Origin of the sequence: Pilimelia anulata (genome assembly GCF_014647895.1) — a bacterium.
GTDB lineage: Bacteria > Actinomycetota > Actinomycetes > Mycobacteriales > Micromonosporaceae > Pilimelia > Pilimelia anulata.
Window position 1 is genome coordinate 211,499 of record NZ_BMQB01000001.1, and the last position, 12,604, is coordinate 224,102.

General features: G+C 69.0%; 6 protein-coding genes. 3 read left to right on the forward strand and 3 right to left on the reverse strand.

Annotated elements, in window-relative coordinates:
- Positions 1–36 precede the first annotated feature (36 nt).
- Positions 37–585, forward strand: coding sequence for an IS1096 element passenger TnpR family protein (locus IEY94_RS00935; protein ID WP_189168072.1), 549 nt, complete (start codon positions 37–39; stop codon positions 583–585).
- A gap of 381 nt (positions 586–966) precedes the next feature.
- Positions 967–4,296 (forward strand): error-prone DNA polymerase, encoded by a 3,330-nt coding sequence (locus IEY94_RS00940; protein ID WP_189168073.1) that lies wholly within the window; start codon positions 967–969, stop codon positions 4,294–4,296.
- A 407-nt stretch (positions 4,297–4,703) separates the two neighbouring features.
- Here IEY94_RS00940 and IEY94_RS00945 read toward each other — a convergent pair whose 3' ends face one another.
- Positions 4,704–5,924: an IS256 family transposase gene (locus IEY94_RS00945; protein ID WP_373291150.1), complete on the reverse strand. Its 1,221-nt coding sequence runs from the start codon at positions 5,922–5,924 to the stop codon at positions 4,704–4,706.
- Positions 5,925–5,929: 5 nt separating this feature from the next.
- A complete protein-coding gene (mobF, locus tag IEY94_RS00950) occupies positions 5,930–10,816 on the reverse strand; it encodes a MobF family relaxase (protein WP_229783304.1) in 4,887 nt (1,628 codons plus the stop codon).
- A gap of 338 nt (positions 10,817–11,154) precedes the next feature.
- Between mobF and IEY94_RS00955 the strand changes: the two genes are divergently transcribed.
- The gene (locus IEY94_RS00955) at positions 11,155–11,625 is read left to right on the forward strand and encodes a hypothetical protein (RefSeq protein ID WP_189168075.1); all 471 of its coding nucleotides are present in this window, start codon (positions 11,155–11,157) and stop codon (positions 11,623–11,625) included.
- A gap of 60 nt (positions 11,626–11,685) precedes the next feature.
- On the opposite strand, the gene IEY94_RS00960 is transcribed toward IEY94_RS00955, so the two are convergent.
- Complete coding sequence (locus IEY94_RS00960; RefSeq protein WP_189168076.1) at positions 11,686–12,552, reverse strand: bifunctional DNA primase/polymerase; 867 nt, start codon at positions 12,550–12,552, stop codon at positions 11,686–11,688.
- Between the last annotated feature and the right edge of the window lie 52 nt (positions 12,553–12,604).

Consider the following 12,604-nt stretch of genomic DNA (forward strand, 5'->3'; position numbering starts at 1 on the left):
GGTCGAGCGGCATCGGTGAGCGGCAGGAGAGCAGACGTGGCCCGGACCTGGCTGTCGATCAAGGTGGAGCTGGTGTCGGGTCGCGGGAACGACTACTGGCCCCGTCCGGGGCGGATCATGGCCGCCGCGCGAAGCCACACGTTCGACCAGCTCGCCGAGGCGATCGATGACGCCTTCGCCCGGTGGGACCGCGCCCATCTGCACCTGTTCACGCTGGCGGACGGCACGCCGGTCAGCCCGTTGCACCTGTGGGACGGCGAGGCACCGGACGCCACGCTCGACGGTCGTACCAGCAAGCTGAGCCGACTGCGGCCGGGCGAACAGTTCGCGTACGTCTTCGACCTCGGCGACGACTGGGCGCACCTGTGCACCGTTGCTGAACAGCGCATCGATCCCCTCGACGAGCTTGGTGTCGTCCCGCAGGCGCCAATGCCGTTCTGGGGCTGGGGCGACATCCCCGATCAGTACGGCCGGGCCTGGGACGCAGACGACGGCGAAACACCGGCGCCGAAGCGGCCCGGTCGACCGCTGGCGGATCTTCCACCGATCCTGCCGTGGTGGGGCCCACAACGACAGGATCGATAGACGCGCCGGTCGTCACGCTCCGTCCTCAAGTGGCCGCCAGTAGGGAATCCGCGTGGTCACGGTGGGGACCGTAGGTGGCCGCCAGTGGGGAAATCTCACTGGCCACCGACAGCTGGTGCGGTCGGGCCCACACCGGCAGTTCGCCACGCCGCGGTCGTCGGCGGAGGGCGTGGTCATCGCCATGCCTGGATGCCCTTCACGAACAGCGACGGCGGCATCGCTGATCCGGCGCCCGAGTCGTCGCGTGTTTGCCGCCAACCGTGATCTTGACGGCTCCACCTATCGAACGTATGTTCGAGTCGATCAAGGTCATAGGGCAACTGCGGTAGGTGCCTTGGGGCTTCGAGGGGTCGGCTGGGGTGGGTGCGGGGTGGGTGCGGGGTGGGCTTCAACAACCCGGATATTCCCTGGTCGGAGCTGGAACGGCGGCTCTCCGGCCGCAGCACCCGGGAACCGGGTGAGGTCCTAGCCGACGCTGACGGTGGCGACGGTCCCGCCTTCAGTCGAAAACGATCCCCTTACACCCCGCCGCCACTCCCGCCAGCGTCTGCCGCGAGTGGCGTGGCGTACGCGGAGTTGCACGCGCACTCCAACTTCAGCTTCCTCGACGGCGCCAGCACCCCCGAAGAGCTAGCCGAGGAAGCCGTGAACCTCGGACTGACAGCGCTGGCGGTCACCGACCATGACGGCTTCTACGGCATCGTCCGGTTCAGCGAGGCAGCGCGGGCGTTGAAGCTGCCGACGGTGTTCGGTGCGGAGTTGTCGATGGACCTCACCGAGCAGCGGGCCGGGCAGCCGGATCCGCCCGGCCCGCACCTGCTGGCGCTGGCCCGCGGCCCGGACGGCTACGCCGCCCTAGCCCGGGTGATCTCCCGAGCCCAGCTCGCCGGCGGAACCAAGGGGATGCCGCGGTACCCGTCGCTGGAGGACCTCGCCGACCAACTGCGCGATGAAGTGCTGGTGTTGACCGGTTGCCGCAAGGGCCACGTACCCCTGGCCTTCAGCACCGGTGGGTACGCGGCGGCCGAGGTGGAGTTGGATCGGCTGGTCGCGTTGTTCGGCCCCGACGGTGTGGGCGTGGAGTTGATCGAGCACGGTAACCCCGACGATGTCGACCGCAACGACGCTCTCGCCGCCCTGGCCGCTGAGCGGGGTTTGCCGGTGGTGGCCAGTAACAACGTCCACTACGCCCGGCCTGGCCGCCATCACCTGGGCAACGTGGTCGCTGCGGTGCGGGCCCGCCGGAGTTTGGATGAGATCGACGGTTGGCTGCCGGCCGGCACCGCGCATCTGCGCTCCGGCGCCGAGATGGCCGCCCGGTTCGCCCACTACCCGGGCGCGGTCGCCAACGCCGCCCGGCTGGGTGCGGAGTTGGCGTTTGACCTGACCCTGGTGGCGCCGCGGCTGCCGCGCTTCGACCGGCCGGGTCACACCGAGATCAGCTGGCTCCGTCACCTGACCCTGCAGGGTGCGGCGGACCGGTACGGGCTGCCGCAGGCCAATCCGAAGGCGTACGTCCAGTTGGAGCGCGAGTTGAACATGATCGAGGAGTTGGGGTTTGCCGGCTACTTCCTGGTCGTGCACAGCATCGTGGACTTCTGCCGCAACCAGAACATCTACTGCCAAGGCCGCGGCTCAGCCGCCAACAGCGCGGTCTGCTACGCCTTGCGGATCACCAACGTCGACGCGGTGGCCTGGAACCTGCTCTTCGAACGGTTCCTGGCCCCCGAACGCGACGGCCCACCCGACATCGACGTGGACATCGAATCCGGCCGCCGCGAGGAAGTCATCCAGTGGATGTACACCACCTACGGCCGTGAGCACACCGCGCAGGTCGCCAACGTCATCTCCTACCGCCCCCGCTCCGCCATCCGGGATGTCGCCCGCGCGTTCGGCTTTTCGGCCGGCCAGCAGGACGCCTGGAGTAAGCAGGTCGACCGCTGGTCGGCCATCACCTCCGACGAAGTCACCGAAGTGCCGGCGCAGGTCGTCGAGTACGCGACCGCGCTGCTGGACTTCCCCCGACACCTGGGCATCCACTCCGGCGGCATGGTCATCTGCGACCGGCCCGTCATCGAGGTCTGCCCGGTGGAGTGGGCGCGGATGCCCGGCCGCACCGTCCTGCAGTGGGACAAAGACGACTGCGCCACCGCCGGCCTGGTCAAGTTCGACCTCCTCGGCCTGGGCATGCTCGGTGCCCTGCATGACGCCTACGACCTGATCGGCCAGCAGTTGGACCTTGGGGATCTGACACCTGATGATCCGCAGGTGTACGACATGCTGTGCCGCGCTGATGCCGTCGGCGTGTTCCAGGTGGAAAGCCGCGCCCAACTGGCCACGCTGCCTCGTCTCCGGCCGCGCAAGTTTTATGACCTGGTGGTCGAGGTCGCGCTGATCCGGCCTGGGCCGATCCAGGGCGGGTCGGTGCACCCCTACATCCGCCGCCGCAACGGTGAAGAGGTGGCAGACATCCCACACCCGGCGATGGTCAACAGCCTGGCTAAGACGTACGGGGTGCCGCTGTTCCAGGAGCAGATGATGCAGCTGGCCATCGACGTGGCCGGGTTCACCCCGGCCGAGGCCGACCAGCTGCGCCGGGCCATGGGCTCCAAACGTTCCGCCGAGAAGATGAACCGCCTCAAGGACCGCCTCTACGCCGGCATGGCCCAACGAGGCATCACTGGTGACCTGGCCGATGACATCTTCTTGAAGTTGGCCGCGTTCGCCTCCTACGGCTTCCCCGAGTCCCATGCCATGTCCTTCGCGTTCATCGTGTACGCCAGCGCCTGGCTCAAGCGCTACCACCCCGCCGCCTTCTGCGCCGCCCTCCTCAACAACCAACCCATGGGCTTCTACAACCCCCAATCGTTGTGCGACGACGCCCGACGCCACGGCGTGCAGATCCTGCGCCCAGACATCAACACCAGCGGCGCCAAAGCCACCCTCACCACCATCACCGACACCAAGACCGCCGCCGGCGTAGACGAGCCACCCGAGCAGTGGGGACGCGGCGGGCCGACCATCCGACTCGGACTGTCTGCGGTACGCAACGTCAGCCCCGAGGCCGCCGAACAGATCGAAGCCGAACGCGATCGACACGGCCCCTACGCCGGCATCGACGACCTGGCCCGACGCACCGGTGTCACCGCTCCGGTGCTGGAGGCACTTGCCACCGCAGGGGCGTTCGACGGGTTCGGGATGCAGCGGCGGCAGGCGCTGTGGCAGGCCGGCGCCGCCGCAGCCGAACGCCCCGACCGGCTCGCCGTCGGCATCCCACCTCCACCGACCTTGCCGGGGATGTCGCAGCTGGACCTGCTCGCGGCCGACGTGTGGGCCACCGGCATGTCACCGGATACCCACCCCATCGCCTTCCTACGACAAGCCCTCACCGCCGCGGAGGCTGTGCCACTGGCCCGGCTCGTGGATCACGAGCACGGTGATCGGGTACGGGTGGGAGGGATCGTCACCCACCGGCAACGGCCTATGACCGCCAACGGGATCACGTTCCTGAACCTTGAAGACGAGACCGGCATGCTCAACATCGTCTGCTCGCCAGGGTTCTGGCAACGCCACCGCCGGCTCCTGCGCGAGTGCAACGCGCTGCTCGTCCGCGGCCGGTTGGAGAAGTACAGCGGCGTGGTCAACCTCGTCGCCGACCACGCGTTACCACTGAACGCACCAGCTCAGACAGGCTCCCGCGACTTCCAATAGCCGCCGCGGTGGTGGGGTGAACGCCATAGCAGAGGAGGGGAAGGGCGAGGTGGTTATCCACAGGCGCGACGTTGTCCACAGCGGCGGGAGCCGCCGGTAGCGCTCCATCGATCACTCGCGAGATGGTCGTTGGGGTACCACGGCGAGGTCACCTCTTGCCGACCGGCCACGCCTATTCGGAGGTGGGGCCGGCAAGACGAAGGCCACCGAACGGAGCGGCCGGACCCTAGGCCGGCCGCTCTACCACAAACCAGAATCGAGCACCTCAATGCACTTAGCGCATGCGAGGGCCCACAGCTTCGATCACCGGAGGGCTTTGGTTCGTCCGTCGGCAAACGTGCCGTGCCGATCGCATCAGCCAGCGTCTCGTGGGACTGTCCGATTGCCGGTGTAACCGGCTCGGCGGGTTAGTTGGTGGTGGAGGGGACGATACGGCCCTCGAACGCGATGGCGAAGGCGTTGAGGGCGGGTTTCCAGCGGACGGCCCACTTGGCGCGGCCGCGGCCGGTGGGGTCTAGGGATCGGGTGACTAGGTAGAGGCACTTGAGTGCCGCTTGCTCGGTGGGGAAATGGCCGCGGGCTCTGACGGCGCGTCGGTAGCGGGCGTTCAACGATTCGATGGCGTTGGTGGAGCAGATGATCTTCCGGATCTCGGCGTCGTAGTCCAGGAACGGCACGAACTCATTCCAGGCCGTGGCCCACAGCTTGATGATCGCCGGATACTGTGGCCCCCACCGGGTGGTGAACTCGGCGAACCGGCTGGCTGCGGCGGTTTCGGTCGCTGCGGTGTAGACCGGTCGCAGGTCCTTGGCCATGGCCTCCCAGTGGTGCCGGGAGGCATACCGGAACGTGTTGCGGATCAGGTGCAGGACACACGTTTGGACGGTGACCAGCGGCCACACTGTGGCCGCCGAGTCGGGCAGTCCTTTGAGCCCGTCGCAGACCAGGATGCACACATCGGCCACACCGCGGTTCTTGATCTCGGTGAGGACACCGAGCCAGAACTTGGCGCCTTCACCGCCGTCGCCGGCCCACAGGCCCAGGATGTCGCGGTCACCGTTGACGCTCACGCCGATCACCACGTAGATCGGCCGGTTGGTGACCTGACCGTCTCGCACCTTCACGACCAGGGCGTCTATGAACACAACCGGGTAGACGCGGTCCAACGGACGCTGGCACCACTCGAGCATCTCCGCGATCACCTTGTCGGTGATCCGTGAGATCGTGTCCTTGGACACCGACGCCCCATACACCTCAGCGAAGTGCGCCGCGATCTCCCCAGTCGTCAACCCTCGGGCGGTCAGCGACAACACGATCTGGTCGATCCCGTTCAGGCGCCGTTGCCGCTTCCGCACGATCGCCGGCTCGAACGAGCCATCCCGATCCCGCGGCACCTCGATCTGAACCGGCCCGACCTCGGTGAACACCGTCTTGGTCCGAGTCCCGTTACGAGAGTTGCCGCTGCCACGGCCAGCCGGGTCGTGCTTGTCATAGCCCAGATGCTCGGTCAACTCCGCGTCTCGTCCGTGCCCTCGACGTCTGCGTTCCGGAGATGCCGTCGGATTCGTGGTGTCGTCGAAGGGTGCCGGCGGTGCAGATTCCTGGGCTGCTGCGTGCGCGATCGGCAACCGGGTTAGGGGCGTGGTTGGGGTCCACCTGGCCGCGGTTGTGGCCGGGGTGGCGGTAGCAGCTTCGGTGGCTGAGCCGGCTCCGTTGTCGGCCTTGGTGTCTTGGTCGACCGGCTATCGCGTGCCCTGATGGGGGTGGGATCACGTCGCGGTCGGGGTGGCGGCGGCCCTGCTGGTGCTGTGTCGGCGGCCGGCTGCGTCGGCTGTCCTTGTGGGTCGGTGAGGTGGCGGTGGTCGCGTAGTGCGCGGTGGAGGTGTGGGGCGTAGGTGGGGTGGGTGATGGCTTCGTCGGGGTGGGTGGTGTCGCCGTACCAGATGGCGCCGAGTCGTCCGATGACGGTGGCGGCGACGATCCGCCGTTCGCCTTCGGGTAGGGCCAGGTAGGTGTCCGTGGCGATTTGTTGGTCGTCAGCGCCCAGTACGGTTCCGGCGGCGGCCCGCCTCGTGGGTTGGGCGTCGATGATGGCTCGGGCGGCGTGCCAGTAGGCCCGGTGCCCGGCCTTGCCCGCCTCTACGTAGGGGCCGAGGGGGTGGCCTGGGTCGTCGTCGGTGATGTTCTGCTGGTCGCGGTAGGCGGCCACGATGCCGAGCTGCCGCAGCCACCGGTTGCGTTCGTGTCGGGTGGTCGGCTCTTCGCCGAGTGCGCCGGCCCAGGTGGGCCGTTCTCGGGCAGTCTGTTCGGCGAGTTGGGTGGTGCGGGCGGCGATCTGCTGTTCGGAGTCGGCGAGGTACCTCAGGTGCGGGTCGACGTTCGTCGCGGCGTCGGGGAGGACGTTCGGGGTCCATGGTGGGACGGCTCGGTCGTCGCGGCGGGCTGCGGCTGCGGCTTGGGCCTGTTCGGTGATGTGGGCGGCTAGGTCGTGCAGCTTGGCGCCGGTTGGGGCGGTGTGGAGGAGTTCTTCGGCGGTGCCGCCGGCATGTTCGTGCGCGGCCAGTGTCCACGCGATCGTGGCCCAGGCGCCTGCGGAGCCGGGGGTGTGGGTGGGGGCGGGTTGGCTGGTCAGGTAGCGGTTGAGTCGCCAGGCCAGGACCTGCGCGGCTGAGCCGGCGTCGTCGAGTGTCCGCGCGCTGGCGATGGTGGCGAGCAGAGTTTTGGGGTCGTGGCCTTGCCGGTGGGCGCGGGCGAGGGCGGCGTGCAGTGCGGTCCACCCGGGCTGTACGCGTACCTGGTCGGCGAGTTCGGGGCCGAGGACATCGGTGACGGTCTGGTGGTGCCGCAGCAGCGCCGGGGTCAACTGGTCGGCGGCTGGGACGCCGTGCTGCTGGGCGTAGTGGGCGGCGGCATTGGCGAAGGTGTCCAGGTCGTTGTCAGCGGTGGACAGGATCTGGTTGGGGTGCCGGCCGGCGCGGTGCCAGGCGCCGATGGCGGCGGCCAGGCGGGGCCAGGCGTGGTGGGCCGCGACCGTGCGGGGGTCGGTTGCGGTGGCGTGGGCGGCTAGTGCGGCGTACCGGTCGAGGTGTTCGATGTCCACGCCGATGTGGCCGTCGTCGTTGCCGGTGGTGGTGTCGGTGCGCAGCGCACCAGGGGTCGCGGTCAGGAGGTTGGTGCGGGGTCGGGTGCCGGTGTGGCGTTCCAGCAGGGTGGCGTATCGGTCGGCTTGGTCGGCGTCGGGGCGCGCCAGTGGTGGGGGTGCGGGCCGGGTGTTGGTGATGTGGTCCAGCCGCCAGGCCAGTAGTTTCGCCGGCGATCGTGCCTCGGTGAGGGGGCCGCGTTGGGCGGCTGCGGCCAGCAGTTGGGCGGCGGGCCAGCCGTTGTTCTCGGCGTTCAGCAGTGCGGAGCGGATGCCGCCCCATGCCTCGTCTTCGACCAGGTCGGCGCCCTCGGGGCCGAGGGTGTCGAGGACGAGTTGCCGGTAGCGGGGTTCGGCGGCGAGTTCGGCGACGTGGATCATCTGCGGCATCAGGGTGGCCAGGGATTCGGCGCGGTGTTGGTTGTCGCGGATCGCCTCGGTCGCGGTGAGTTCGGAGGTGTCCAGGGCGATGATGTTCTCCAGGACTTCCCGGGCGGCGCGGGCGTCGGGGTCGTACCGGACTTTGTCGATGCGTAGGTCTTCGTCGAGGTCCAGGAGTTGGTGGGTGACGGTGTAGAGGGTGGTCTTGGCGCGGGCTCGGGTGGCCGCGACGTACAGGTTTTCGCGGGCGACGTCGTCGGTGATCAGGGCGTGGGTGGTGTCGACGGTGTCGCCTTGGGCGCGGTGGACGGTGGTGGCGTACATGAGTTCGACGTGCGCGGCGACGTAGTCGGCGGGTAGTCGTACGGTGCCGTTGTGCTCGATGCTGCGTACCGTGAGCGTCCCGTTGTCGTGGCGTTGGACGACGGTCCAGCAGGAGCCGTTGCGGACCCAGTCCCGGCCGCGGTTGAGGGTGAAGCGGCGCTTGTTGCGTCGGGTGACGATCCAGTCTCCGCGGCCGGCGAGGTTCCCGTCGCGCAGTTCGACGCCGGCGGCTTCGACCTGCCGGCGGGCGATGCGGTCGAGGCGGGCGCGGGCGGCCAGGGCGGTGACGTCGTGGTTGGTGGCCGCGCACATGATCGATACCTTGCCGGCGGCGGTATCTTGCTGCCAGCCGTTGTAGACGGCGTCGAGCATGGCGTGCGCTGACCCGCCCTTGATGCGCTGATTCTGCTCGTAGAAGTCCAGTGCGCTGTTGTCCCCGACCCGCATTTTAAGTGTGGCGGCGGCTTCGGCGGGGTTGTGGAAGCGGTGCACGACCGACAGTTCGACGGCGCCGACGTCGTGGGCGATCAGTCGGAGGGCGCCGCCGGATTCGACGGCGCCGAGCTGCCGGTAGTCGCCCAACAGTCGGATGACGGCGCCGTGGCGTTGCGCGATGGCGCGCAGCCGGTCAAGGTTGGCGGTGCCGGCCATTCCGGCCTCGTCAACGAGGATCACGTCTCCGGCGCCCAGCGCGAACTGCCGCGCCTGCCGGGGCAGGAGGGCATCGGGTTGGTCGGCCAGTTCCCACAGCGCCTCGGCGTGTTCTCCGACGAGGTGTTCGTGAAGGAGCTTGTGCAGGTTCTCGGCCGGTACGCCGAGATCGGAGGCGAGGACAGCTGCCGAGGATGCGGAGGTGGCTAACGGGATGATGCGCCGGCCGTGGGCTTTCACGGTGTGCAGGTAGGCGCGCATCGCGGTGGTCTTACCGGTGCCGGCGGCGCCGATCCCGACCGCGATGAGGGCGTCGCTGCACGCGAACGCGGTCACCAGTTCCCGTTGTCCGGCATCCAGCGGGTACTTGGCGTCCCGGTCGAACCCCGCCAGGGCGGCCTGCACGGTGACCTTCGGCAGCCCATTGTTGGTGGCGGTGCGGGCGGCGTCCAGCAGGCGGTCCTCGGCGGCGAGTACGGCGGTGCTGGTGAACCGGGCGGCGCCGTGCTGCCGGAATACCGAGTCCCCGTTCGCGCGCTGCAACTCGGCCGGTTCGGGGACCATGGCGGGTGCTTCGATGCTGATCGACAGTTGCTTGACCGCGACGTCCAGGACCTGTTCGACCAGGATGTTGGCCGCCTGCGGGTCGGTGGCGTGACCTTGCGCGCGGATGAGGCGTTCGGCTTCGGCGTGCAGGTTCGCCGCACACCAGGTGGACTTCTGCTCGGACACATTGCCCACCACCACCGACGCCAACTCCGGCACGTCCGGCTCCCCAACTGGCTGGCCGGGAGCGCGCCGCCCGGGGCCGGGTACGGCGTCCATGACGGACTGGATGGCCCCACGCCCGAACCGCTTCGTGAGATCTGCGGTCCATTCCGCGCGCATCCCGGCCAGCGATCGGGGCGGCTTCTTCCCGTCGCGGGTGTCCAGGGTCGCGCGGCGGGCGAGCTTGTGGCACACCGCCGGGGTCGGGTCTTTGCCGTGCTGCACCCGGTAGGCGTCAATCAGCTCCTGGTACGTGGCGTAGAGGCGGTTGCGGCGGCGGGAGAAGTGGTCGATGACCTGCGCGGGGATGCCGTCAATCTCATAGATGGGCTGCTTCTTACCGTGCGGAGTCCGCGCCACCCAACCGACGCCGAGGCGGGCGGTGACCCCGGCTTGGAACTGGGTGTTGTAGTGCTCGGATGCCGCCACAGTGACCCGGTAAAGGGCGCGCCCGTCGAGGGAGCGCCACTTGCCGTCGGTGCCGCAGATCTTGGCGCTGATGGCGACGTGGGTGTGCAGGTTGGGGTCACCGTCACGGGAGTCGTAGTGGTCGAACGCCACCGCGATCAAACCTTTGGTATCGACCTGGGCGATCCCACCGGCGCCGGTACGGGTGAACGCGGCATCGCGTTCGAGCATGGCCAGGGCGCTGTTCTTGGCGTCCTGGTGGGCGTCGAAGATCGCCTGCCGGACCTCCTCGCGCGGGTCCAGCGCCCACAGGAGGGCGGCGGATTTCACCGGTGCGAAGACGGCGTCGTAGCCGGCGACACCGCCTCGACCGCGGCTGGCTTCCTCGCGCTGGATCTTCTTCATCTCGGCTTCGGTGGGACGTCGCCCGGTCTCCTTCACCACCCGGGCGGCGCGCTCTGCAACCCTCTGCTTTAACGGCTCCAGGGCCTCATAGTCGGGGAACGCCCGCCCCAACGACGCGGCCTTGCGGGCCTGAGCGGTCAGGGCCGCGATCTGCTTCTCACCCATCTCCGGGTTGGCGTGCTGGGCCAGGTACTCGGCGATGATCCGGTCCACGTCGGGGTGTTGGCCATGCCCGTAAAGGGCGCGCATCTGGTCCTCGGTCACCTGCTGCCCGGCGAGCCCGAGCAAGGGTGCGCCCCGGCCGATCCAGGTGCCGGGCGGGTTGCCCTCGGCGGTGTAGTAGTCGGCCGCGTCCTGGGTGCGTTTCTTGTCCACGTCGCCGCCGGCGATGTTGCGCGTCAGGTACAGGTACCCGTCGCCGACGGACAGTTTGTGGATCGTCATCACCACGACTGCTCACCGCCACCCATTTCGGAAAATGGCGAACCACACACCAAAACCGCTATTCCACAATTGGGGTAAAACGGGTGCCGTCATTGGTGGTGTTCACCTCCGATCGGCGCTGGGCGGAGGACCACCATGACCCACTTTCACTGGTAGTGCAAGAGGTGTCTCGTCTCTTGTTCGTGATCTTTGATCTCGGCTGTTCGTGCTGCTCAGGGTGGTTATGTGGGTGGGTTGGGTGTGGTTTGTGGATGCGTGTTGGCTGGGGTTGTGTGGGGTTGGCGGGGGTTGGTTTGGTTATTCACGAGAACTGATGGCCGGCTCGTACGGTTTCGCTCATGAGAAATAAGGGAGTGCGCTACGCGGCGATGCGTAAGGCGCAGGAAGCGAAACAGCGGCGCGACGCCGAACGACTCGTTCGGGAAAGGAAGGTGGAGCAGGCGCTGGCGGAGTTCTTCGAGCACACCGCGACCGTCGAGCAGATCGAGGCGGACACGGCGGCGAAGCTGGCGAAGGTCACAGCGGTCGGTGAGATGAAGACGCAGGAGGCCAGCGAGCTGGTAGCGGTGGCGCTGCGGGCGATGCTGGAGCTGGGTGAGACCCGCACGGCAGTGGCGGAGTTGACCGGGTGGTCGTTGGCGGCGATCCGCGACGCGGTCGCCACCAACGACTACGCCAGCGACGGCCACAACCAGTCGGCGGGGCGGCACGGATTGGTGCAGCCGCAGGACGACGACGTCGGCGAGGACAACGACCCCGACGGCGGTGAGGCGCCGTACTGGCGGGAGGGCGGTGACTGGTCGACATAGCGGAATGAGTGGGTGCGCCCCGGGCTCGGGTTCGAGTCCGGGGCGCACTGCTGTGCGGGGTCAGGCGCGCCGCCGGCGGGGGTGGCGGCCTCCGGCGCTCAAACCCGAGGTGATGGTGCGGCGGGTCTCGGCCACCGGCAGACCGGTGGATAGTGCCGCCTCGGTGAGGTGCGCCCGGACGGTGTGCTCGCCCAGGGCGCCGGAGGCGACGAGCTGGCCGAGGTTGAACGCGGCCCGGTTGAGGGTGTCGTTGCGATTCCCCGGCCGCCCACCGGTAGGTGGGATGGCGCAGCGCACCCGCTGCGCCTCAGCGGCCAGCGCGGCGGCGGCGTACCGGCCGGCGTCGCCGACCGCCGCGGTAGACAACGCCGGGACCGGGACTGGGACTGGTCGGGGACGCACCGCTGCCAGGAGCCGCGGCGGGCACGTCGGGATCCGGTGAAGGTGATCGCGGACCCACCGGTACCGAACCCCGGCCGCGTGCAGCGACGGTGGGACCGCGGCCAGCGCGTTACGGCCGCGCCAATCGGCGCCGGGTAGGAACCCGGCGGTGCTGCCCAGCCCGGTCGGGCGCACCCACAGATGCCAGCCGCGGGCGGTGGCAACCAGCGGCCCGGCCGCGCAGTGCTCGTCGAGCAGCGCAGCGATATCGTGCCGGGCGTCTGCGACATCAATGTCGCAGACATCCATGAGCAGCCCCGTGCGCAGGGCGACGTTGGCGCTCGGCCAGCGCCGCCACCAGCCGGCCAGCACCACCGGGTCGGTGCTCGCCGCATTCAGGCCCCGGCGCACGCGTGGGTGCTTGCCAGGACTCGGGCAGTCGAGGTCCCAGCACGAGCAACCGTCGCCGGTCGGGGTGTGCAGGGGAACAACGTGGTGGCCGGCGCGGGCGTAGGACAGCGCGGCGGCCAGAAGGTGGTTCGTCACAGCGCCTCCAGAAGAAACGCGAGGTGGCCGCGCACGAATCCTCGGGCGCGGC

What these genes read in the sequence shown, in the direction of transcription:
- mobF (WP_229783304.1), bottom strand. Translation starts at nt 10,816, where the DNA reads ATGACGATCCACAAACTGTCCGTCGGCGACGGGTACCTGTACCTGACG.
- IEY94_RS00955 (WP_189168075.1), top strand. Translation starts at nt 11,155, where the DNA reads ATGAGAAATAAGGGAGTGCGCTACGCGGCGATGCGTAAGGCGCAGGAA.